Below are 22,002 nucleotides of genomic sequence, written 5' to 3'. Positions count from 1 at the left end.
TGGGCTAGGCCACTGTCAAGTATTTTACCGACAAGACCTAGCCACTCAATGTCGATAGAATGCTCCTACTTCTCAATTAATAAAAGTAGGGAACGCCCATTGACATCATAGGTTGAACCTGTCAGTAATTCTTCCGAACCAGGAGCATTAAAATTGTCCTGACTTTCCATAAAGCCGGCGGTATCGGCGACTCGATACCATTGCTTACCCGGAAGATTAGGGGGGAGTGTTGCCTGGATATTTCCCGACCAACTATTGTAGGCGACATAAATAGATTGTACGCCGTCTCCCAATTCCGAGCCATCCAAACGATAGGCCAGAAAATGTTGGTTCGGATCCGAGAAATAATTGCTATCCGGTTCATTTCCATCACTTCGCAACCAAGTAAGGTCTTTTAAGCCATTGCCATTATTATCTGTACCTTTAAAGAAATCGGCGGGACGTAAAGCGGCATGGGCATTGCGAAAAGCCAGTAACTTCTGACTGTAGTTAAAGAAATGGGGATACTCCTTGATATTGTCATAGTCGAGCCAATTGGCGGCAGAATCGACGTTGTACATATTGTTATTGCAGTACTGGGTACGATACATCTCATCTCCTCCCGTCATCATTGGGACACCTGCCGAAAGCATCTCAAGGGCGAGGGCAGTGCGAGTGGCTTGTCGCTGAAGTGAGGGATCTCCTCCCTGATCCCAGGACAAATTATTATCTGTTCCTCCGTCAGATGGTCCCTTATCCCAAGTCAGTTGGCTGTTGGTTTTCTGGTTACAGTTATAGACATCCCGCAAGGTAAATCCATCATGGGCGACGATAAAGTTGACCGAATGCCAAGGCTTACGACCATCATCCTGAAATAGATCCCTCGAGCCGGCAAAACGGGTTGCCAATTCGTTAGGGGGAACGTTTTCAACTCCTAAGCGGTTTTGGGCTTTACGGAAACTATCGCGGAACTTATCATTCCATTCTGCCCAACCACTAGGGAAGTTCCCCATCTGGTAGTTGGTGACGGCCCAAGGTTCTGCAATCAAGTCCGCCCCATCTCCCCCATTGGCAGGACGTACCGGCAATTCCTTAACCATCCGATTGAGGGCATTTTCCGGGTTGAATTTGTTAAATTGAAAACATCCCCGCTGGCAGTCGTTGCCAATCACCGGCGCGAGGTCAAATCGGAATCCATCTACTCCCAGAGTATCTTTCCAGTAGGCCAGGGAATCAATAATCAAATCCCGCACCACAGGATTGCCCGTGTTCAAATTCGGCCCGACCCCGTTATCACTGTAGTAGTAACGCACGTCGTTGCTGAGTTCGTAATAGGTGGGGTTGTCTAAACCTCGCATCGTGAAAATGGGGGAAATATTTCCCGATGAATCCACGCCTTCTTCCCCTGTATGGTTATAGACTACATCCACATAGACTTTCAGTCCCTGTTCGTGGAAGGCTTTAGTCATCTGCTGAAATTCTTGGGTCGGCCCCCCCGGAGTTTTATCGGCAGCATAGCGGCGATCCGCAGCAAAGTAGTTATAGGGGTCATATCCCCAGTAATTATCTCCAGCCGTAGAAGCGATCGCATCGTTGGTGTCATTTTGCATCGATTGCAGGGGCAGAAATTCCACGGCTGTCACCCCTAAATCTTTGAGATATTTGGCCTTGAGTGCCGCTCCGGCATAAGTTCCCCGCAGGTTTTCGGGAATGTCCGGATCGTTTTCCGTTAACCCCCGCAGATGAACTTCATAGATAATCTCATCTTTGAAGGGACGAGTCGGTTTATTGCCGATGTCAGCTTGAGCGAGCGGCAGGACAATCCCTTTCGGTGCTTGGCTTCCCGTGTCAAAGGCGCGGTATTCTGGACCTGAGACATAAATCCCCCCATTGGTCTGCCCGGGGGCGGTGGGAATTAGGCGATCATGGCTTACCTCCACTGCATAAGGATCTAAGAGGAGTTTATTCGGGTTAAAGCGGTTTCCTTGACCGTCCACATCCCGCACAAACCCAACGGTCGATCCTTGAGTCCAAGAGGGATCGTAAGTCCAATTCGGCCCCCAAGCGCGATAGCCGTAGTAGATGGTATCTTTTATCCCCTTGGCTTTCAGAGTTGAGACGGGTACGCTAACAGACCAAATTTTGCTACTGCTATCTTGGGTTAAAGGAAGTTTAAATTTTTCTGCTGCGCCCAAATTCTGGTCGTAGAGCCACACTTCCAGGTGGGTGGCGGCATTAGAATAGACGCGAAAGGTGACATTATTTTGGGTTGCGTCGAAAGTCGCTCCCAGGTTGTTAGCTCCCACTGCTAGAGCCGGTTCGATGAGAGAGGGGATGGCAAAACTTAACACCAGGGATAACAGTGCTACTAAGAGCCAATGCTTGGGGGAGGAAAATTTCCCTCTGTTATTTGAGTGAGGATGCCATCCCAATGAGAGTCGAGCGTAATTCATGTTTTTCCACCTCGAGCTAATCTTTTTCAACGCCTAAGAGATTTGGTCTGGCTCAACGACATTAGCGTCTAGGAAAGCCTTTTTCACCTGCTCGTTAGCTCCCTCGACGGAGAGGGTAAAGCTGCCGCCTGTTTCACGAGTACGCCGACGAATGTAATAGGTTAAGTAGCGCAGGGCTTCGTCAGAGATGGATGTCAAACTTGAGGCGACGAGAACTACTTTTTGTGCCTGTTGGATTTCTAGGCGGTTAAACTCTTGTTCCAGTTCGCCGATTGCCCACGAGTCTCCTTGATCGATTTCTCCGGTTAAATCCACTTTGGCAACGCCCTCGCTGAAGTCTAACAGAGCCGCTTCAAAAGTAATACCTGTCGGATAGATCAGCACCCGGATTTTCTTGTTGTCGTAGTTGCTCGGAAGCTTGACAGTCAATGCTTTGGCATCAAAGTCATCATAGCGCGCCCCCTCAATCCAGACTTGTTTAATATAAATACTGTCGGGAGGCAGGATATCGGGAGCTACCCGCAGAATGCGATCGGGGAAGCCGCCGGGGACGGGCTTGAAGTAGAAATCCATCGGCTCTTTGAACAGCAGCAAATTGGTATAGACGGCCGCTAAATAGCACAATTCAAAGGAGTGATAGCCGGACATGGAGTGGCTGCCTTTGCCCCATTCTGTTCCCAGCAAATACGGGATGCCATTGGCCAAGACATTGAAATAGACTCCTCCCGCTTCGTGATCGAGGAAGTAGGCATTATAGAAGGCTGTTCCTTCCCGGGCATAGCGTAAAAATTCGGCATTTTCCCGATAGACTCCCGACAAAATGTAATAGGCTAAAATGCCCTGTTCCATTTGCCACCAAGCTTTGCGATCGTGCCAGAAGTATTTATAGAAATTGCCCGCTTTTTCTTGCCGATCCTGCATATCGTACCAACCGCCCCGTTGACGGTCAGAGCCGACTTCAGCAATGCTGGTGGCAATCTTGTTAGCAAAGTCTTTATATTCTTGCTTGTTTTTTAGTCCGTACATCCGGGTTAAATTCCAAGCAATCTTGAGGTTGTGACCAATAACGCCTTTGTTCGGCTGCTCTTGCTTACTGTAATCTGGCGACCAGTCATCATTGAATTTTTCTTGCACAAAGGGACTGTTCTGGTAATCTTGAAAATGCTGGGTTATAGTATCGAAGGTTTCTTCGAGAAACTCCGCATATTCTTCTTTCCCCGTTCCCAGCCAGAGGTTAATTAAATAAGCGGGGGCGTGGTCGCCCACAGAGTTCCAATTCTTCTTGGCTTCATTGTTGTGCGCTTTTAATATCTGGCCGTAGGGCTTAAGGGTAATGGGATCGATGTGGGAATAGTAGCCCCCTAGTTTGGCATCTCGGAAGTAATCCTTAAATAACTTAACCGTTGCTTGAGCATCGGCGAGGATTTTCGGATCGCCCGTGACTCGGTAAGTCTGAACAGGACCTGCTAAGGCATAAGTCTGCTCATAGCAAGGAATGGCATCAAAATCTTGCCAAAACTCCGAGGCAAAGACTTTATCTTCTCGTCCATTTGGTTGCAGATCTACAGCGTGATACCAGTAAACGATACCGGCATTTTTATCTTCAAACCGCAGGTGATCCCGCAGGTATTCAGTTCCCTTGTTAGCGGCTTCCAGATAGCGATCGTCCCCGGTCATTAAAAAGGCTGTGGCAAAACCATAGACGAGGCGAGAAATTGTATCGGTTTCTTGTCGGCCACTTTTTTGTTTTTCTCCCGTAACCCCTAAATTAGTGCGGTAGAGAGAATAGTCAATATTAAGCTTGCCGTCAGGAGTGCCAAACTGAGACTTCAGATAAAAGTCTCCTAATTGCTTGATTTGAGTGATCCACCAGTTTGGTTGTTCAAAGACATAGTCATTGCTATAGTCATCGGAGCGTCCAATAAAGTTGATCTGTTTGGCCTCAAACCGATACTGATGGTTATCGAGGGGATAAAAGATCCCATAAGCAAAAATAAACCGCCCCCGCTGACCTTGTTGCTTGGGTTGGCCTGATTCAATCAGGTCTCGCATCGCCCCCGTTGCATCCTGATAGGCTTGTCCAAGATTGCGAATCAGTTGCGAGTAGGTATTCGAGGTCAGATAGACGGTATATTCGCGATCATCGGAAGTTTTCAGACCAAAGGAATCGGTGGTTTTGTCATAGCTGGTAATGTAGCCAGCGATCAGGTCTGAGAAGGTAAAATCAACAGCGTTAGCCATGGTGATTGCTCCTAAAAATAGAGGGTGGATAATTGATAAATTGATAGGCGGTGAAGGATCTCATGATTTACCAAATACCGCTATATTCTTGATCAGCGAAATTCTGGTCCGATAATCCAGTGTTCATCAGTCACCATTGTGTGGATGTATTTAGATTCAAAAAGATCGGCAAAGTCGGGCAAGATTTTCTGTTCATACTCGGTGGATTTATAGGCTTTTTCCAGTTTTTGAATGTCATCAAACCAGAGCATTGAAACACAATCTAGTAAGGATTCTCCAATCCCATAAAAACTATCCCTGACATGGCATTGAAAATAACGGCGAAGCCCTGGAATTTTCATGACTTTGGCGCTATGACTTCCTAGCATTTTCTGGCGAAATTCTTCTAAAGGCATTCCCGCTTTGCGTTTAACGAGTATCAAGAGTTTTACCATCGTGGATTCCTTTTGTAAAGGCGGCCCCTCCATCAAGACGTGAGTATTAGTATCTAATCCTACGGTACGCCAGAAGGCAGCCCAGTTGGGTTCATCTAGTCGGGCTCCTGCTAAGAACTCTTTTGACTGGAGAGATGCGAGTTGTTCTTGTTCGTTCTCTAGCCAAATTTCAGCAACACCACTAAAGAGCGGCTCTTCTGGTTCCGAACCAAAAGGAATACGAGTATCGACCATATAACGCCTGATTTGAGGGATTTTGCTGGCGTAATAAACTGCGTGGAAATTAACCCAGTAGTTTTGAAATTCCTTTTCACTCATACCGGGCTTGGGATGAGCAAAGATCAGTTGATGAATCATATTCCTATTCTCATAGTACAGGACAAAAAGTTGGAAAAGTAGGTGAGGGTTAGCATTCATTCATAGGCTGTTTTTCCGGCCAGATTCTCCCAAGCGGCAATATCCTCTTGCAGTTTTGCGATTTTACCCCGCATCACACCGATGGCATCACCACCTAATGGTAAGTGTAGAGGAGAATGATCAGATTTCAGAACTTGGACAATAAGGTCTGCCCCCTTATCAGGATCATTAGGTTGTTTTCCCGTCAAAGATCCGAATAAATCCCGCAATTTGGACGCAGGAGTACCTACATATTCCGGCAGAATTTTCGCCGTTGAAGAAGCTTTAGCAGGAAACTCCGTACGAAAAATTCCTATGGTGAGGACGGTGGTTTTAATGTTGAATGGTTCTAATTCTTGAGCTAAGACTTCTCCAAGTATGTCTGTCGCTGCTTTAGCGGCACAATATACTCCTAACCCTGGATAACCTATAAAACCGCCAACGGCGGAGAATTGGAGTATATGACCGGATTGCTGTTGACGCATCGTGGGTAAAACTGCTTGAATTAGGCGAAGTCCACCGAAGAAATTCACATCAAAAATTCTCTTGACTTCTTCCTCGCTTGTCTCTTCGACCGCCCCCACCATACCAGAACCAGCGTTATTGGCTAAAACATCAATACGTCCAAAACGATCAAGAACTTTTTGCACTCCAGACTCAACAGCATCATGATCGGTAATATCCATTTCAACTCCAAAGGCTTTGAGAGGGTTTAAGTCCTCAAATTGAGCAATCTGTTCTCGATTACGCAAGGTACCAGCCACATAAGCTCCTTCTGTGAGCAGTTTTTTAGCCAGTGCCAAACCTAAACCAGCGGACACTCCTGTGATGAGAACTACTTTGTCGTTGAGATTATTTGTCATGATTTTTGGGTAAAATTTTCGAATTAAGTGATCATGGTTTAGGGGTCAAAAGGGTTGAGTAAAACCTATGTGATTGGTTCCAGACCAAGTTGTCTCAGAAAGTCGAACAGATCGAAGTACAGATGATATTCAACGATTAGGCCATCTTCAAATCGCCACACATCAACCGCCGAGACATCAAGGGTTCTGCCTGTAGGAGCAATTTCTCCACTTGGTAAAACTAAGGGGCCGGTGTGGGTTCCCGTAGCGTGTAATTCAAAAGCTAATGTCTGTCCAGACTCAGCAGATAGACCCCAAATTTCATGAGTAAAGTCTGGCAGAGCCCGGAAGTGCATCAACATCCATTCCCGGTAAGCTTCACCCCCAGTAAAAGAGCCGATGGGGGTGCGTATATCTGCCGATGGGCTAATCATTGCCACCACCTCGTCCATGTTCTGAGCATTGAGAGCGGTAAAGAAATGTTGAGCTTTTTCCAGTAAAAACATGACAAGAAGTCTCCTTCAATACTTAACTTATGAGCAATTAGGGTTTAAAAAACTCAAAAGATTACTTTTTTAAGCTTTTAAAACTGGGAAATATGATCAGGTCATGGGATGTTTTCTGAGAAAGTTTAAAGCCGCTTTTCCTACCTCCATAGGATTCATGCTTTGCATCCCGTGAGTAGCATTCATAATGCCAGCTCGTTCAGCTTGGGGTAGCCATCTCATAAGAAACTGTTGAGCTTCTCGAAAACCGGGCATAGCGGCCTCACTATCTAGACCCATCACAGCTAAGACTGGCATTTTAGGCTTATTCTTGACTAATTCGTCTGCTTTTGACATTCTAAATCCCCAATTGACAATGGCTGGAAAATCTATGGTAAAAGCTATATCGGCGGCGACTGCAACTCTATCCCAAACATCCAGGGGATTTGTCATCTCCACAGCCCCAAGGAAACTAGGACCGCAGACATCCTCCATATAACGTTGAGCAGCCCCTAGTTTATCCCCTGCTTGAAACATTTCCATAGCTCGATTAAAGGCTCTGGAGTTGGCTTCTACCGCAGCTGGAGATTCTCGGTTAAAGTAAGGTTCAAGAAGTATAGCAGAATGTACTATATCGGGATAGGAAAGCATTAATTGAAAACCAATCACACCGCCAAAGGAAAAGGCAAGAACATGGGCTTTCTTAATACCTAAATGTTCTAGTAATTCTTTAGCCTGTTGCGCCCCTTCTTCAATACTTAAGCTATCCTTTTCTAAGGTGCTGCCATTATAACCAGCCCGGTAATAACTAATGAATTGGTAATCTTCAAAAAGATCAGGATAGAACTGTAGAGGGGTTATAAGACTGTCAGCAATGTTGGTACCATGAATACAAAGTACAGGTTCACCCTTGCCAATAACTGTATATCTGAGTTCTGCATTACTAACCTTTGCTCTCAGATTATGTTCAATTGACCAATCCCTACCAATATACATGATTGCCTCTGGTAAAATAATCAACGTTACAGAAAATAGCTAGGAAGCAAGCACTTCCTGCAGAATTTCACCCATAACTTCTCCATCTCGAGGAGTTAGGGAAAAGGTGGTTAGGTGGCCAGAAACTCCGCCGATTTCCCGGAATTGGGCATTAGGAATCCTTTGGGCGTCGACCTTGCACTCTTCAGGTTGAAACATTCTGTCACCAGTAAAAGCAAATACAAACATCTTTGCTTTGATTCGGCCAAGAGCTTCGGCTAAATCACCACCTCCACTGGGATCGGCAGTGATAGTTTTACGTGCTTGTGCCACTAGATTGTTAGGGTCTAATGGCAACCAAAAAGCTTCCCAGAATCGGACTACGAAATCATTCACAGAAGCAAAGCCAAGAGAACGCCAGACCTCATCTCTGTAGAAGCCGACCTGTGGTAAAGTCATCGCCGCCCCATGGCCGACATGACGTAGGGCAGACTGTAAAGCTTGAGGATCGTTATAAAATCCATCATTCCATGCTGGATGAGAGGTTATTGGCTCCTCAATCACAGTCCGCAACCAAATCAAAGTCCAAGGGGAAGGTTTCGCGGCACCAGCGATGGAAGCGGCACGTTTAACCATATCTGGGAAGCGCACTGCCCACTCATAGGTCTGTAAAGCTCCCACCGACCAGCCTAAAACCAGCTGTAGTTCTCGAATGCCGAAAACTTCGGTTAAGAGTCGATGTTGTGCGATGACATCATCGGCAATATGGGTTTCTGGAAATGCCCCTTTTTGAAAGGGAATCGGAGTATTACTGGGGGAGGATGACAATCCGCCTGCAAATAGTGCTGGCAAGATAATAAAGTATTTACGCGGGTCAAGAGGACGATTTTCGCCAATATACATCTCTAAAGAGTCTGGAGAACCCGCCAAAAAATGGGGAAAAAGAATAGCATTATCCTTAGCTTCGTTTAACGTCCCATGAGTTCTATAGGCGAGTTTAGCGTTAGGAAGTGTCAGTCCACTGATTAGGCGGAAGTCTCCTAAATCAAAGATTTCCAGGGATTTTTGCTCTGTCATGTTTTTACTTATTGTCAGTTAGTGAATTTGTTGTTTGATTAAATCTGCTGCTTTTTCCCCAATCATGATGATGGAGGTGTGAGGGTTAGCGGATGGAACGGTAGGGATAATCGAACCATCTGCTACTCGTAAACCTTCTACTCCATAGACCTTTAAACAAGGATCAACAACGGACATATTGTCGATTCCCATTTTGCAAGAACCAACAAAGTGATAGTAAGAACCGAGATTATTAATGATCCAAGTTCTCAATTCTTCATCGGTTCGCACATCCCGACCTGGATTGATTTCTGTGAGTCCTAATTTGGCAAAGGCTTGGGTTTGGTAAATATCCCGGGCAATTTTAACCATAGTCACAATCCGATCAATATCTGCTCTTTCCGCTCCATAGTTGGGATTAACTAAAGGATTTACTAAAGGATCACTACTGGCTAGACGAATCCACCCACGAGATAAGGGAGAAACTAACCCAGGCAAGGCTAAAATGATCCTTGGATCAACTAATTGAGCCACTGAGGGAACGGGTTGATTGGTTTGAACCCTTTCAATAACATTTTGAAAAAATCCTTCTCCAAAGGGGGCCCGGTGAACAATACAGATCTCCAAGTCAGGCACAATTAAATCGGGTTGAGATCCCCAGAAAAGAGCTGCTTCTGTCATATTTTCTTGGGGATCTGAGCCAGGTTCTGCCATCATTCCCATCGGTCCAATCATCAGAGGATGATCATGAAAGTTTTCCCCTACACCGGGTAAATCTACGACCACTGGAATGTTAAATTGAGCTAGATGCTCAGGTTGGCCAATTCCCGAAAGCATTAGCAGTTTAGGTGATTGAATCGCTCCAGCACAGACAATCACTTCTTGATTAGCTCTAGCGGTCTTTAGGATGCCATCTTGCCAATATTCAACCCCAACACAACGATTATTTTCGATTAATAGCCTTGTGGTTTGGGAATTAGCACTTAGGGTGACATTGGAGCGTATTAAGGCTGGCTCTAGATAAGCATTTCTCGCTCCACAGCGCTTGCCATCCTTGATGTCTATATGATGCCAACCTGCGCCAAATTCCTGGACATTAAAATCTTCCACTAATGGATAACCCATTTCTACACAGGCATCAATAAAAGTTTGTGAGACTGGGTTGCCTTCAACTTGGGCATTGATAACATTAATGGGTCCCTGTTTTCCCGCCGTTGGATTGGTGTTATCTTGTTGATTTTCTAGTTTTTGCAGATAGGGCAAGACATCTTTAAAAGACCAACCAGCACAACCATTATAAGCCCAGTTATCGTAATCTTGAGGTCTGCCTCTGGTATGGATCATGTGATAAATGTTAGAGCTGCCGCCGATGAGTTTCCCCGATGCACAATAAACTTGTCTGTTATTCAGACCAGGCTGAGGAACACTCATATAAGCCCAGTCTATTTCTGTGAGCAAGAGTTCATTCCAACGATAGGGAATGTCAACGGCTTCTATAATTTTAGTTCCTCCAGCTTCAAGAATTAAGACGGTGGCATCAGCAATTTCGCTTAAACGATAGGCAATGGTGGAACCTGCTGCCCCTGAACCGACAATAATGAAATCAAAACTATCTGCCATAAATTTCTTCCTTGTATCTTGAGATTTTTTTGAGATTTAATATTTATTTTGATTACTACTTCTGAAGAGTAATAATCATATCAGCCGCTTTTTCTCCAATCATAATGACAGGAGCGTTAGTATTTCCACTGGTAATAGTTGGCATAATTGAAGCATCAGCAACTCTTAGTCCTTCTATTCCATAAACTTGCAATTGAGGATTGACTACCGCTAAGTGATCCCTACCCATTTTACAGGTTCCAACTGGATGCCAAACTGTTGAGCAAACTCGCCGAATATATGCGCTCAAATCTGAGGAACTTGTCACCGATGATCCGGGGGCTAATTCTCGTCCTCGAAACTCATTAAAGGGAGAAGTATCAACTAATTCTCGGGCTAGTTGTATTCCTCTAATGAAAACATTGATATCTGTTTCACATTGTAAATAATTGGCCTGAATAACTGCTAAGTCTTGAGGATTATTAGACCTCAAAGAGATAGTGCCTCGACTTTGGGGTTGGGCAACAATGGGAGCAAAGGTAAATCCAGGCCCGTCTGTGCGATATTCTGGTTCGATAAATTGAACCGGACCGAAAAAGAACTGAAGATCTGGTGAAGCGGAAGTGATTCCACTCCGAGTCCAAGTAAACAAACCAGCTTCAGAAAGTAGGTTCGGTAAAGGTTGTTCTTGTTTACATTCATATCCAACTCCTAATAAAAGATGATCTTGTAAATTTTGTCCGACTCCAGGTAAATCGACAATGACTGGGATGTGATGGGCTTTTAAGTGTTCAGCCGGACCGATTCCAGAGAGCATTAATAGTTTAGGAGACTCGAAAGAACCACTACTAATAATGATTTCTGATTGGGCTTTAACTTGATGAAGTTTCCCCTCTTGCAAGTATTCAAGCCCGATCGCTTTATTTGCCGATATTAAAATCCGAGTGACTAAAGCTTTTGTTTCTACGGTTAAATTGGGGTTCCCTAAAATTGGGGTAATAAAAGCTACAGCAGTGCTACAACGTTGATTATCTTTGGTTCGGGTGGATTGATAGAAAAATGCTCCGTTTTCCTGTTGTTGACCATTACAGTCCCATCCGTTACCCTGATAACCTAGTTCCACTGCTGCGGCGACAAAAGCCTGAGAAACGGGGGAAGGATTGGCATAATCGATCACGTTTAATACGCCACCACTGCCCCTATATTCTGGTGATCCACCTTGATAATTTTCTGACTTTTTGAAGTAGGGTAAGACATCTTGATAACTCCAGTTTTCATTGCCCAAACCATTCCAGTGATCATAGTTACGACGATTTCCCCTGATGTACATCATGGCATTAACTGATGTACCACCGCCAAGAACTTTTCCCTGAGCAATAGAGATTTTACGATTATTCAAATAGGGTTCTTCTTCTGTTGAGTATCCCCAGTCTGTTGTGCCACTCCACAGGGAAGTCATTGACTGAATATCTGTGTTATGGATAGTAGGGTTATTATCAGCATCTCCTGCTTCTAATAGTAGAACGTGACAATCAAGGTTTTCAATAAGTCGATTGGCAATCACACATCCAGATGCCCCAGCACCGACAATAATATAATCAAAGGCCTTTTCAAAGTTCATTTTTTAGCTCCCTATCACTTTTTCCAGATCTTGGTCAGATAAACTACCAATCACATTATCAACCACAAATTCCAGATAATATTTACCCCACATAGTTTCCCACAAGCTAAAAGCTAAGTCAAACTTTTCTCCTCGTTTATCTGCGAGTAAGTTTTCCAGAACCCACACAAAATCATCAAACTCTCTTTGAGTAAAATCGTATCTTTGCTGGGCATACCTCATCACTTCGTCTTTTTCTTTTACCTTCAACTCATTTTTTAACAAAGAATCTTCAGCAAGAGCTTTTAAAAAGTTGCAAACTTCTCTTTTAGACATAGATTAACTCCTTAATCAATAACAATTGTATGATCAATAGGTTGAATTAACTGCTCTAATTCTTCCTCACTTAAGCCACTAAGAAGATTGTCTATTATGTATTCTAAACGATATTTACCCCACATTTTTACCCATAAACTACTATAGGGGCCAAAGTCTTCTCCTAATTTCTCTCTAATTATCCTTATTTCCATTGCCGCTATCACCTGAGACAATTGCTCAAACGTAAACCTTTGTCCGATATTTTCAGCATGAAACAGCAATTCTGCTAAATTTCTTGTCTTAAACTTTTCTCTCAATTCAGAATCGTTGAGTAGTAAGTTCAAAAAGGCGGCTACATTTTCCTGAGACATAAATACTCCCTATCGATAAAATTTGATTGTTCTTTGTTGTTACCCAAAGTTAATCTCAATACCTAGTCTCCTTGGCGTGACTTTAACTTAGAGCATCAGTGATTTTAGGGTCATTCCCCATCCCCTGCATCCATCCAGGATAGATAGGAGAAGGTGTCGTCATTTCATCAATCGCCACTACCTCTTCTGCTGTCAGGTTAACCTCAACGGACTTCAAATTGTCCTCTAATTGCTTCATGTTATTAGCTCCAATGATGACAGAGCTTATGAAGGGCTTAGTAAGAATCCAAGCTAGGGCAACTTGGGCCACAGAAGCACTGTATTTGTCGGCAATAGACTTTAATTTTTCCACTACAGCGTAACCTTGTTCCAAATTAATGGGCGGAAATTGAAACTTGTTTCTGCGAGCATCTTCAGGGGCAGGATTCTCCCTGGTGTACTTTCCACTCAGGAAACCGCTAGATAAAGGACTCCAAGCTAAAATTCCTAATCTTTGGTTTTGAGCCAAGGGGACAACTTCATGTTCAATATCTCTGCCGAGCAAAGAATAATACATTTGGGCAACAATAAAGGGGGAATAGTTTAGCCTTTCTTGAATGCCCATCATCTTTGCCGCTTTCCACGCCGGCAGATTACAAAAGCCGATATAGCGCACATAGCCTCGTCGGATAACATCTTCTAAAGCCCGGAGGGTTTCTTCCAATGGAGTCAGGGGATCGACAATATGAATCTGATAGATGTCGATGTAATCCGTACCGAGACGCTTCAGACTGCCTTCGACTGAACCAATAATATGTCGATAGGATAAACCAGTATCGATGAGGTTGTCCCCACTGCGAAAACCGCACTTGGTAGCAATAAGAATATTATCTCGTTTGCCTGAGAGTGCTTTGCCTAAAATTATCTCAGACTGTCCACCTGTGTAAGCGTCAGCAGTATCAAATAGGTTGACTCCCGCATCAATAACTCTAGCTATTAGATCATCGGCTTGATGTTGGTCAATGTGATTCGTTAGTCCAGGAACCAATTCGCCTTGTCCGAATGTCATAGCCCCAAAAGATAGTCGAGAAACCACTAATCCAGAATTTCCGAGTTGAGCATATTTCATATTATACCCTCTATACTCTATAGTGCTTTCTGACATCTTCAGCGAAACTCTGATAGTCCCTTAAAGGCCAAACCACCTCAAATTCTAGATATTCCCTCATAGGTAAACGACCTAGTGCTGTTCGGTCTAATTCATCGATTGATTCCACATCGATAATACCGATAATACGCTTCTGGGCAGCAACTTTATAAAGTTGAGCTTTTACTGTACCGGATTCATCAAGAGATTGAGCATTTTCTATTTCCTGTGTTTCTAAATCCCACAGTTCATCTAACGTCAATCTTCCATCTATGTTCCAACGCATTTGAACGTAAAACAGCATAATTCAAAACCTCATAACTAAGTTTTCATTGCCATTGAAATTCAAGCATTATCAAGCTTGGATTGGATGAATTTAACAATCTGATGGTCTGAACCAAAAACTTCTGTAGCGATATCTAATGGGGTTTTACCATCATGTCCCCTTAGATCGAGTCTAGCTCCTGAATTAATCAAAATTGTGGCACATTGATCATAGCCATGCCAGAGGGAATCATGCACGGCTGTATAACCATTAGTTGCTCCTTGATAATTGAGATTAATCCTATCTTGCTCTACCAACATCTGAGTAATTTCAACATGGCCGTTGTAAACAGATTTATGTAGAGGAACTGCCCCAAAGACTGGCTCGACAGCGTTGACATCTGCGCCTGCTTTGAGCAGTTCGACGACAATCTCTGCGTGTCCGTCACGACAAGCAACTAGCAAGGGAGTATGATGATCGTTAAAGCCATTGACCATTGGATATCTTTGGTCGATATCAACTCCCGACTCAATCAGTTGTTTGACGGTTGTTAAGTCATTGTTATTTACCGCAGCCATGAGTTTTTGGCTTTCGCTCTTTTGTCGATCAGAATCCCGACGCTGATTGAGCATTTGTTCGGCTTCAAGTAACCGCTCTCTGCCAATGATATTGACATTGAGTTCATACTCAAAATGTTGCTGTAAGGAAAAGCCATAATGGGTATAAAGATTCAACCCGGCCTCTTGGTCTAATAGGTATTGCACAATGTCAGGGTACTTGAACCACAAGGCATCCATCAAAGGTGTATGTCCTGTAGTTGGAGCCACCGAATCAATAAAAGCTCCTGCTTCTACCAGTAGACGGACTACTTCCACACTACCCCCCTGACAAGCTTTGTGTAAAGCCGATGCTCCTGCACGACTGTCAACGGTAAAGACATCTGCTCCTGAATCTAATAAAAGCTTGACCATTCTGGGGTTACCATGCCCTGCCGCGAGCAGTAGCGGGGTTAAGCCAGATGGATGTCTTGTATTAACAGACACTCCTTCTCGAATCAAACTTTCAATGGCTATGAAGTCATCATTCTCCACCGCTTGCCATAATCGCTCATCTGACATCTCATAACTCCTTTTTTCAAGTAAGTTGAACCATTCAGGGGGGAAATTACAGACTGATCATCCAATTTTCCTCGTATTCGAGCGACTTCATATCGATGGGGAACTGACTGGATAGCCAAAGACAAATTGGTATGCTAGTTTGTTATCCCGAATTGCCCAAAAATCGGTATTGACCCAATTCCCTCTATCTGGGGTTTTAATGGGAATTTGGAAAAAAATGAAATCGTCTCCTTCAATAAAGTTAAAAGGGGCACCGGCTTCGATAGCACCGTGATTTCGTGGATCAAAAATTGTTCTTTGAGCTTTGATAATTGCCTCTTTCCCCTGATGAATATAAGGAGGAGGTCCGTCGAAGTAGGGGAAATTATGATAGAGGATTGCATCATCGGTATAGGTCTGGTTAACCATAGTGTCTATGTCTTGTGCGGCGACATAGCGCATGTGTTCCTCAAAGAACTGACGTTTAGAAGTTGGTGTGGTCATAATAAAATACCTTTTTTGTTCGTATTAGTTCCAGTGGATGAACAGAGTGAAACTTAGAGTAGTTCGGAGAAATTGACGTACCCAGCCAGAGCTTGAACCTATTTGACCCCAATTTTTTCAGGATGGACATTTGCTTCTAAAACCACGTCTATCAGAAAAGGTCCTGGATGGTTTAACATCTGTTCAATAGCACTGGCTATGTCAGCAGGTTTTTCAACTCTAACCCCCGGTACTCCCAGAGATTGGGCGATAGAGGCAAAGTGAATATCTGGCTTAGATAAGTCGAAACTCAAGGGATAGTCTCGCTCTGGAATATTTCTTTCCTGCCAGTAAGCGTCTATGTTCTCCTGTAAAATGCGATAAGAGCGGTTATTGCAGATCACAAACTTGACATCAATGTTATGACGGGCGGCCGTCCAGAGTGCCTGAATGGTGTACATGGCTCCCCCATCCCCGGCAAATCCAATCACGGTTTTATCGGGATGAGCTAATTTAGCCCCAATCGCCCCTGGAATGCCGACTCCCAATGATCCCCCACGGGTGACAAAGTAGTGTCTTGGTTTGGTAGGTGGGAAATAACGGGTTATAGCAGGGGAGTTAGTAATTGCTTCATCAAAGATGACTGCATCTTCGGGAAGTTTGGCGGCTAACTCTTCCATAAAGCGAGATAGATGTAAGGGGACATGATCTCGAATTTGGCGATCAGCGTCTAATTGGCGTTGATGGTTTTGGGCTTTAGCTTGGCCGATAGCTTCTGTTCTCGCTTTGGCTGCCGCTTTCTGTTCTGGGTTGAGTATTGACTCTAACATGATTGCCAATTTAGCCAAGGTCAATTTGGGATCACTAACTACCCCTATATCTACAGGGTGGTTCTTGGCAATTTCGTAAGCATTGAGATCAATGTGCAGAACTTTGGCTCCAGGTGCAAAGATATCGCCTAAGTCAGGAAAGACTTCGGGCAACATATAAGTGCCAACAACTAAGTTGACATCACCCTTCGTAGTAATAGGTTTACTGGAATAGCCAAACATATGGCCAGTAGAACCTTGATAAAGGGGATGAGTATAACTCATGTTTAAGTCGCCAATATCAGCCCCCCAGACTTCGGCTCCTAAGAGTTCAGCCACTTGGGTAAGTTCAGCCTGTGCCTCCGAAAAAGACACCCCATCTCCGACAAAAATCATCGGTTTTTGGCTTGAGGCCAAAATCTCCGCCATTTCTTTGACCAAAACCTCATCGGGGATTACCCGGGTCGAGGGTAAAGAAGTCGGTCTGACCGGTTCCACTGTAGGTGCGTCTAAAATATCTACGGGAAGGCAGACATACACCGGCCCCATGGGGGGAGTAGTGGCAATTTTGACCGCTCTTCGCAGTACCCGCAATAGAGAGGAGGGTTCCATCACTAGGGTTGACCATTTGGTGACAGGTTCGGCAAAGCCTAATAAATCCCCTGCCATTTGGGCATCCATTGCCTGATATTTAATTCCTGCATCCCCACCAATAACCACTAGGGGAGAATGCCCCCGTTTGGCTTGATATAAGGCGCCGATCGCATTTCCCAAACCTGGTGTACTGTGAATTTGCACTAGGGCAGGTTTTCCTGTTGCCCTTGCATAACCATCGGCCGTCATGACCGCTACGGATTCTTGCAAAGTGAGGATATATTTGAGGTCTGGATAATCGCCAAGGGCATCGAGAAACCCTTCTTCCGATGTACCCGGATTACCAAACATATAAGTGAATCCATCTGCCAGAAATTGTTCTAGTATGGCGAAACGCCCTGTTTTCCCCGCCATGATTTTCTCCAAGTCTGTTTTGAGTTATCAGGTAGATGATTACCAACCGTAACGCCTTAGACCATGCTCCAGAACCTGGATAATTAGTTCTCCTACGAGTTTTGAATCCTGGGTAGAGCGACCGGTTAAAAATGGGTAATCAAGGATTGTTGAAAGAGTATGCCCAACCCCTCCGTGATACTGTCCCTCTGGTCCAACCGCATCTCGGAGAATATATTCTAGGGGATAGAAGGGAGGTCCAAAATTAGCGGAGGTATTCATCGGCTTTCCATCGAAGCCATACATCTGGGCAAATCCTGTACTGTCTTTATAGTCGTATTCACGAGCATGACCCGTAACGTGTTTACCCCAAATAATGCTTTTTCTTTCCGTCCAATCGCGAGCGAAGGCTAAACAAGTCACAGCGTAACATTCGGCGGTGATTAACTTACCCTGAGAGAGAAATCCGAGAATCACGTCATGTACTCTCTCATTGTTCACCATATCGACCATCGGGCCAGACCCACCCACCATCACCAGTGCGTCGTACTGTTCTAATTCTTTCCAACACTGCTCCCGTTTATTATAGTAAGCTTCTAGCTCATGCCCAAAATTGGGGCTGTTGAAATAGGGCATTGCCGGAAACCAGCCAGAAAGATCGATGGGTTTTGCCAACAAATCCGACTGTTCAATTTCTCTTGTCCGTTTGGCGTAGTGAGCACTCGTGACATACTTATCCAAGGCGGGATCGATAAAAGTTTCATCCATACTAGGGGGTAAGGCAACAGGTTTGCGCCCTTTGGGGGTGGCAAAGTCGATGATGTAACCAGCTTCGTTCAATACATCATAGGGACCGACCAATTCTTCACCCCAATATCCCCATTCGGAGAGGATAACTAGAACTTTTTTTGACATGAATTTTTCTCCTTTTCTCCCGACGAGGGAACTGATAAAAGCCACAACCCGATGTAGCCTTGGCTAGACAAGGGTTAGCGATCATTCCTTTGAGCTTCAGGTCTAGATAAATTACTTATGGACTCAGGCTAACACAGAGAACTGAGGAAGCGTAGAGAGTTTAGGTAAATTTTTGTAACTTGTCTATGAACTTTAATAAAGCACCGTTAAGTTATACTAAATCTTGTTTTGAAAAGCTGATAACAATCAATCATAAGTTAGCCAAGTATAGTTAGTCAACTTTTTAATTTCAGTAATTAGTCACTGAGTTTTGAAAACCCACAACCGTTGCCTATCAATGCTTTCAGGGATTTATTGCTTTTGTAATTTTTCCATCTGACGACGAAATAATAAGGGTTTCGGCTTTGAGGCAGATTTTAAGGAGATATAAGTATTTCATATATGTTGATTGAGAACCCCTTACCCGGTAATACTTCTATGTTTAGTCATTCTCAATAATGCTGTCCTTATTGCGGTGACTAATTACTAATTTCATTAGTCATTGTTCCGAGATACTGACAACGGGTTATCGTAATTTCTTCCATTTCTTCAATCGTTTCAAAATGTTCATTAAAGAGAGGTTCATCTTCCGTCTCAGAGAGGATCACCTATTATGAAAAGCAGGTTATGAGCGAGGGTATCAATTGGGTGAGATTAGCACTGGGAGAGGAAGGCTATGCTTTCAGATTTACTAAACAAGGGGCAAAAGAGTTTTGGTACAAAATCCCAAAATGATAGGGATTTGCAAAATTTTTTAAAAGAAAAAGAATGGTTAGGGGAAGTCTCAGCTATTCCCTTACAACAATCTTTAAGAGACTTAGAACCAGCCTACTCTAACTTTTTTGGCTCCTGTCAAGGAAAAATAAAAGGTATAAAGGTTAAACATCCTCGTTTTAAAAAGCGGAAATATAGGCAATCAGCAAAATTTACAAAAGCAGGATTTAAGCTTAAGGGAGAAAAAGTCTATTTAGCAAAAATTGGTAACTTAAAAGTAGTTTGGAGTCGTCCTTTACCATCGGAACCTTCATCGGTCACGGTAATTAAAAACTCAACAGACCGCTATTTTCTAAGTTTTGTTGTTGAGATTCAACCCCAAGCACTTGCCGACAATGGGCGATCCGTAGGGATTGACTTAGGGATTGCCACATTTGCGACTCTCTCAACAGGAGAAAAGATAGACGCACCAAAACCTTTAAAGAAACGATTAAAACGATTAAAGAAAGCACAAAGAAACCTTTGTAGAAAGAAAAAAGGGAGCAAGAGAAGGGAGAAAGCCAGAAAACGAGTAGCTAAAATCCACGCTAAGATTAAAGATACGCGGACTGATTTCTTGCAGAAACTATCCAAGAAAATTGTCCGTGAAAACCAAACGATAATTTTAGAGTATGTAAATACATCGGGAATGGTTAAAAATTCTAAACTAGCCCTTGCTATAGAGTGTGTCAAGATTAAGACCTTGGCGGATAAATTTCCTGGTTCGGATGCAAGCAAAATAAACTAGAAAGAACCGGGTTAAACCGGCGAGATTTTCTGAACATTTGCGATGACAGGAGAAGAGATGAGGATGGCGACTCGATTAAATTTTTCTAGGGAGCGGTTTTCTCTACCCGGGTTAAAGCGTCTGCGATCCTATCGCTCGGCCTGGTTGCGGGGAGATGTCATCGCGGGGATCACCGTGGCGGCTTATCTCGTTCCCCAATGTCTGGCCTATGCGGAACTGGCTGGAGTACAACCGATCTCTGGATTATGGGCGATCCTACCGCCGATGCTCATCTATGCCCTGCTCGGTTCCTCGCCACAACTCTCCGTCGGGCCGGAATCGACGACGGCGGTAATGACCGCCGCCGCTATCATGCCCCTGGTTGCGGGGGATAGTAGTAACTACGCCAGTCTGTGCAGTCTATTGGCCTTACTCGTGGGGAGCGTCTGCTGCGTCGCCGCTTTCGCCCAGTTGGGGTTTCTCGCCGATCTCCTCTCCAAACCGATCCTCGTCGGCTACATGGCCGGGGTAGCGGTGATTATGATCGTCGGTCAGTTGGGAAAAATTAGCGGGATGTCACTGAAAGCGGAATCGCTTTTCGGACAGATCGGGGAATTTTCCGGACATTTATCGGAGATTCACCCACCAACTCTGATTCTTGCCGCCGGTGTTTTAATTTTCCTGCTAGTGGTACAACGTCGCTTTCCCAATGCCCCCGGCCCTTTACTCGCGGTTCTACTGGCCACATCGGCAGTATATTTGTTCCAGCTGAACGAGCGAGGCATCGCCGTGATCGGGGAAATTCCCGCCGGTTTACCGAGTTTGAAAGTACCGAGGGGTTTTTCTTCCCAGCAGTTCGTCTATTTACTCTCCTCGGCCATCGGTATCGCCCTCGTCGGCTATTCCGATAACGTCTTGACCGCGCGCGCGTTCGGGGCGAAAAACAACTATCGCATCGATGGCAATCAGGAATTACTCGCCCTGGGAGCGCTGAATATCGGTAACGGCATCATGCAAGGCTTTCCCGTCAGCAGTAGCGGCAGTCGCACGGCGATCGGCGATTCTCTGGGCAGTCGATCGCAACTGTTTTCCCTCGTGGCTTTTCTGATCGTGATTTTGGTACTTTTGTTCTTGCGTCCGCTGCTATCCCTGTTTCCGAAAGCGGCCTTGGGGGCGATCGTGATTTACGCTGCGCTCCGTCTGATCGAGATCTCGGAGTTCAACCGTCTGCGTTGTTTCAAAACCAGCGAGTTCCGATTGGCGCTCGTCACCATGTTCGGTGTCCTGGCCACCGATATCCTCGTCGGGGTGGGCGTTGCCGTGGGGTTATCGGTGGTCGATCTGTTCGCACGGCTGATGCGACCACACGATGCGGTTTTGGGGGAAGTGCCGAATCTGGCGGGCCTGCACGACATCGAGGATTGGCAGGGCGCGACGACGATCCCCGGATTGGTTCTCTACCGTTACGACGCGCCCCTCTGTTTCGCCAACGCCGAGAATTTTCGGAAACGGGTAATAGCGGCGATCGAGGCGGAGAAAGTCCCCGTCGAGTGGTTCGTTCTCAACGCCGAAGCGATTCTAGATATCGATATTACGGCGGTCGATATGTTGAAAGAATTACATCGAGAATTAATCGGTAGTGGTATTACTTTTGCCATGGCGCGGGTGAAGCAAGATTTATATCAGCAATTAAAAAAAGGAGACCTATCCGAGACGATCTCGACCGAACGTATTTATCCAACCCTAGAGGAAGCGATCGAGGCGTTTCATCGGAAATTTTGGGTCTGAAACCCCGCCGTTCTAGGTTGGCTTTACGTTAGAATTAAAAGGCCAGTCTCGAAAACTAAGTGGACGGCGCAGCACCTTGAAAACTCGGCTTAGGGGGTTCCGACCAGAAAAGCTTGGCCGGGTGAAAAGTCGCGCGCAACAAGTACAAGAAGCTATAGGCGGTCAACGTACCGTGGGACACACGGAATCGGGCTTCTGAAATGGGGCGAAAGTCTGTGGACTCTGTGTAAGACAGTACATGGTTTTTTAACTGTGGTATGCGAC

General features: G+C 44.8%; 19 protein-coding genes and 1 pseudogene. 2 read left to right on the top strand and 18 right to left on the bottom strand.

Going from position 1 to position 22,002, the window contains the following annotated elements; all coding sequences use genetic code 11:
• Positions 1–65 precede the first annotated feature (65 nt).
• The 18 genes from IM456_RS14870 to IM456_RS14785 all read right to left on the bottom strand — a co-directional run bounded on the left by IM456_RS14870 (position 66) and on the right by IM456_RS14785 (position 19,078).
• Positions 66–2,432, bottom strand: coding sequence for an isoamylase (locus tag IM456_RS14870; RefSeq protein ID WP_287691641.1), 2,367 nt, complete (start codon positions 2,430–2,432; stop codon positions 66–68).
• Between the two features lie 33 nt (positions 2,433–2,465).
• Positions 2,466–4,673: an AGE family epimerase/isomerase gene (locus IM456_RS14865; protein ID WP_287691639.1), complete on the bottom strand. Its 2,208-nt coding sequence runs from the start codon at positions 4,671–4,673 to the stop codon at positions 2,466–2,468.
• Between the two features lie 92 nt (positions 4,674–4,765).
• Positions 4,766–5,464: an EthD domain-containing protein gene (locus IM456_RS14860; RefSeq protein ID WP_008197446.1), complete on the bottom strand. Its 699-nt coding sequence runs from the start codon at positions 5,462–5,464 to the stop codon at positions 4,766–4,768.
• A gap of 56 nt (positions 5,465–5,520) precedes the next feature.
• Positions 5,521–6,366 (bottom strand): SDR family NAD(P)-dependent oxidoreductase, encoded by an 846-nt coding sequence (locus IM456_RS14855; RefSeq protein ID WP_287691638.1) that lies wholly within the window; start codon positions 6,364–6,366, stop codon positions 5,521–5,523.
• 65 nt (positions 6,367–6,431) lie between these two features.
• Positions 6,432–6,851, bottom strand: coding sequence for an ester cyclase (locus IM456_RS14850; RefSeq protein ID WP_287691637.1), 420 nt, complete (start codon positions 6,849–6,851; stop codon positions 6,432–6,434).
• A gap of 96 nt (positions 6,852–6,947) precedes the next feature.
• Positions 6,948–7,826: an alpha/beta fold hydrolase gene (locus IM456_RS14845; protein WP_110543587.1), complete on the bottom strand. Its 879-nt coding sequence runs from the start codon at positions 7,824–7,826 to the stop codon at positions 6,948–6,950.
• 39 nt (positions 7,827–7,865) lie between these two features.
• Positions 7,866–8,882, bottom strand: a complete 1,017-nt coding sequence (locus tag IM456_RS14840) for an alpha/beta fold hydrolase (RefSeq protein WP_287691636.1) — start codon at positions 8,880–8,882, stop codon at positions 7,866–7,868.
• An 18-nt stretch (positions 8,883–8,900) separates the two neighbouring features.
• Positions 8,901–10,481 (bottom strand): GMC family oxidoreductase, encoded by a 1,581-nt coding sequence (locus tag IM456_RS14835; RefSeq protein WP_287691635.1) that lies wholly within the window; start codon positions 10,479–10,481, stop codon positions 8,901–8,903.
• A gap of 55 nt (positions 10,482–10,536) precedes the next feature.
• Positions 10,537–12,081, bottom strand: coding sequence for a GMC family oxidoreductase (locus IM456_RS14830; RefSeq protein ID WP_287691633.1), 1,545 nt, complete (start codon positions 12,079–12,081; stop codon positions 10,537–10,539).
• 3 nt (positions 12,082–12,084) lie between these two features.
• The gene (locus tag IM456_RS14825; RefSeq protein WP_008197439.1) at positions 12,085–12,396 is read right to left on the bottom strand and encodes a Nif11-like leader peptide family natural product precursor; all 312 of its coding nucleotides are present in this window, start codon (positions 12,394–12,396) and stop codon (positions 12,085–12,087) included.
• A gap of 11 nt (positions 12,397–12,407) precedes the next feature.
• Positions 12,408–12,749 (bottom strand): Nif11 family protein, encoded by a 342-nt coding sequence (locus IM456_RS14820; RefSeq protein WP_287691632.1) that lies wholly within the window; start codon positions 12,747–12,749, stop codon positions 12,408–12,410.
• Positions 12,750–12,831: 82 nt separating this feature from the next.
• Positions 12,832–13,857, bottom strand: coding sequence for an aldo/keto reductase (locus IM456_RS14815; RefSeq protein ID WP_287691630.1), 1,026 nt, complete (start codon positions 13,855–13,857; stop codon positions 12,832–12,834).
• Between the two features lie 10 nt (positions 13,858–13,867).
• Entirely contained in the window at positions 13,868–14,179 is a 312-nt protein-coding gene (locus tag IM456_RS14810) for a muconolactone Delta-isomerase (protein ID WP_149977925.1), read from the bottom strand.
• Between the two features lie 41 nt (positions 14,180–14,220).
• On the bottom strand, positions 14,221–15,258 hold the full coding sequence (locus IM456_RS14805) for an ankyrin repeat domain-containing protein (protein ID WP_149977926.1): 1,038 nt from the start codon (positions 15,256–15,258) through the stop codon (positions 14,221–14,223).
• Positions 15,259–15,345: 87 nt separating this feature from the next.
• A complete protein-coding gene (locus IM456_RS14800; protein WP_149977927.1) occupies positions 15,346–15,741 on the bottom strand; it encodes a hypothetical protein in 396 nt (131 codons plus the stop codon).
• 98 nt (positions 15,742–15,839) lie between these two features.
• Positions 15,840–17,537 carry a thiamine pyrophosphate-binding protein gene (locus IM456_RS14795; RefSeq protein ID WP_287691628.1) on the bottom strand — a complete coding sequence of 566 codons (1,698 nt, stop codon included), beginning with the start codon at positions 17,535–17,537 and terminating at the stop codon, positions 15,840–15,842.
• A gap of 39 nt (positions 17,538–17,576) precedes the next feature.
• Positions 17,577–18,431, bottom strand: a complete 855-nt coding sequence (locus IM456_RS14790) for a type 1 glutamine amidotransferase domain-containing protein (RefSeq protein WP_287691627.1) — start codon at positions 18,429–18,431, stop codon at positions 17,577–17,579.
• Between the two features lie 518 nt (positions 18,432–18,949).
• A complete protein-coding gene (locus IM456_RS14785; RefSeq protein ID WP_287691626.1) occupies positions 18,950–19,078 on the bottom strand; it encodes a hypothetical protein in 129 nt (42 codons plus the stop codon).
• A 134-nt stretch (positions 19,079–19,212) separates the two neighbouring features.
• On the opposite strand from IM456_RS14785, the pseudogene IM456_RS14780 reads away from it, so the two are divergent.
• A pseudogene (locus tag IM456_RS14780) lies at positions 19,213–19,935 on the top strand (RNA-guided endonuclease InsQ/TnpB family protein); the annotation flags it as partial.
• Between the two features lie 99 nt (positions 19,936–20,034).
• Entirely contained in the window at positions 20,035–21,738 is a 1,704-nt protein-coding gene (locus tag IM456_RS14775) for an SLC26/SulP family anion transporter (RefSeq protein WP_149985633.1), read from the top strand.
• Positions 21,739–22,002: the final 264 nt, after the last annotated feature.

This window comes from Microcystis sp. M079S1 (assembly GCF_020246425.1).
Classification (GTDB): Bacteria; Cyanobacteriota; Cyanobacteriia; order Cyanobacteriales; family Microcystaceae; genus Microcystis; species Microcystis aeruginosa.
Note: the sequence above shows the minus strand (reverse complement) of the source record. Positions and strands in the feature narration are given on the sequence as shown.

Bases quoted from the DNA above. Each gene is read 5' to 3' on its own strand.
- IM456_RS14825 (WP_008197439.1), bottom strand. From the start codon at position 12,396: ATGTCTAAAAGAGAAGTTTGCAACTTTTTAAAAGCTCTTGCTGAAGAT.
- IM456_RS14840 (WP_287691636.1), bottom strand. From the start codon at position 8,882: ATGACAGAGCAAAAATCCCTGGAAATCTTTGATTTAGGAGACTTCCGC.
- IM456_RS14830 (WP_287691633.1), bottom strand. From the start codon at position 12,081: ATGAACTTTGAAAAGGCCTTTGATTATATTATTGTCGGTGCTGGGGCA.
- IM456_RS14850 (WP_287691637.1), bottom strand. From the start codon at position 6,851: ATGTTTTTACTGGAAAAAGCTCAACATTTCTTTACCGCTCTCAATGCT.
- IM456_RS14870 (WP_287691641.1), bottom strand. From the start codon at position 2,432: ATGAATTACGCTCGACTCTCATTGGGATGGCATCCTCACTCAAATAAC.
- IM456_RS14820 (WP_287691632.1), bottom strand. From the start codon at position 12,749: ATGTCTCAGGAAAATGTAGCCGCCTTTTTGAACTTACTACTCAACGAT.
- IM456_RS14855 (WP_287691638.1), bottom strand. From the start codon at position 6,366: ATGACAAATAATCTCAACGACAAAGTAGTTCTCATCACAGGAGTGTCC.
- IM456_RS14860 (WP_008197446.1), bottom strand. From the start codon at position 5,464: ATGATTCATCAACTGATCTTTGCTCATCCCAAGCCCGGTATGAGTGAA.
- IM456_RS14800 (WP_149977927.1), bottom strand. From the start codon at position 15,741: ATGACCACACCAACTTCTAAACGTCAGTTCTTTGAGGAACACATGCGC.
- IM456_RS14775 (WP_149985633.1), top strand. From the start codon at position 20,035: ATGGCGACTCGATTAAATTTTTCTAGGGAGCGGTTTTCTCTACCCGGG.
- IM456_RS14795 (WP_287691628.1), bottom strand. From the start codon at position 17,537: ATGGCGGGGAAAACAGGGCGTTTCGCCATACTAGAACAATTTCTGGCA.
- IM456_RS14815 (WP_287691630.1), bottom strand. From the start codon at position 13,857: ATGAAATATGCTCAACTCGGAAATTCTGGATTAGTGGTTTCTCGACTA.
- IM456_RS14845 (WP_110543587.1), bottom strand. From the start codon at position 7,826: ATGTATATTGGTAGGGATTGGTCAATTGAACATAATCTGAGAGCAAAG.
- IM456_RS14790 (WP_287691627.1), bottom strand. From the start codon at position 18,431: ATGTCAAAAAAAGTTCTAGTTATCCTCTCCGAATGGGGATATTGGGGT.
- IM456_RS14810 (WP_149977925.1), bottom strand. From the start codon at position 14,179: ATGCTGTTTTACGTTCAAATGCGTTGGAACATAGATGGAAGATTGACG.
- IM456_RS14835 (WP_287691635.1), bottom strand. From the start codon at position 10,481: ATGGCAGATAGTTTTGATTTCATTATTGTCGGTTCAGGGGCAGCAGGT.
- IM456_RS14865 (WP_287691639.1), bottom strand. From the start codon at position 4,673: ATGGCTAACGCTGTTGATTTTACCTTCTCAGACCTGATCGCTGGCTAC.
- IM456_RS14805 (WP_149977926.1), bottom strand. From the start codon at position 15,258: ATGTCAGATGAGCGATTATGGCAAGCGGTGGAGAATGATGACTTCATA.